The following is a 944-nucleotide window of genomic DNA, read 5'->3' as shown; positions in this document are numbered from 1 at the left end:
GTCCCTTGCAGGATCATCTGGGTCGCTTCTTCCTTCATCTCGGCATCCCACAGGTGTGGGTTTTCGATTTTGATCTGGTTGATCACGTCGATGCCGAAGTTCAGGTGCATCGACTCATCGCGCAGGATGTACTGGAACTGCTCGGCCACGCCGGTCATTTTGTTGCGTCGGCCCATGGACAGGATCTGGGTGAAGCCGCAATAGAAGAAGATGCCTTCCAGCACGCAGTAGTAGGCGACCAGGTTGCGCAGCAGTTCTTTATCGGTGTCGACGGTGCCGGTCTCGAATTTCGGATCGGAGATCGAACGCGTGTATTTCAGACCCCAGGCGGCTTTTTTCGCGACCGACGGGATCTCGTGGTACATGTTGAAGATCTCGCCTTCATCCATGGCCAGCGATTCGATGCAGTACTGGTAGGCGTGGGTGTGGATCGCCTCTTCGAAGGCCTGGCGCAGGATGTACTGGCGGCACTCCGGGTTGGTGATCAGGCGGTACACGGCCAGCACCAGGTTGTTGGCGACCAACGAATCGGCGGTGGAGAAGAAGCCCAGGTTGCGCATGACGATGCGACGTTCGTCGTCGGTCAGGCCTTCGGGGTTTTTCCACAGGGCGATGTCGGCGGTCATGTTGACCTCTTGCGGCATCCAGTGGTTGGCGCAGCCGTCGAGGTACTTCTGCCAGGCCCAGTCGTACTTGAAGGGCACGAGTTGGTTGAGGTCGGCGCGGCAGTTGATCATGCGCTTTTCGTCAACGGCGACACGGGCGGAGGCGCCTTCCAACTCGGCGAGGCCTTCGGCGACGTCGAGTTTGTCCAGGGCGGCCTTGGCGCGCACGATGGCGGCGGAGTCATTGGCGGTGACGGCGCGGGCCTCGATGGCGGCGGCGGCACCGGCACCGTCGAGGCGGTCCATGTTGGCTTCGGTGGCGTGGCCGGCGTTGGCGCC

At 61.4% G+C, this 944-nt stretch carries 1 protein-coding gene; it reads right to left on the bottom strand.

Annotation, left to right across the window (positions count from 1 at the left end; all coding sequences use genetic code 11):
- On the bottom strand, window positions 1–911 hold a 911-nt coding region (locus HBO05_RS29020; RefSeq protein WP_222932577.1), incomplete at its 3' end, for a ribonucleotide-diphosphate reductase subunit beta.
- Window positions 912–944: the final 33 nt, after the last annotated feature.

Origin of the sequence: Pseudomonas sp. WS 5079 (assembly GCF_012985465.1) — a bacterium.
Taxonomy (GTDB): Bacteria; Pseudomonadota; Gammaproteobacteria; order Pseudomonadales; family Pseudomonadaceae; genus Aquipseudomonas.
Note: the sequence above shows the minus strand (reverse complement) of the source record. Positions and strands in the feature narration are given on the sequence as shown.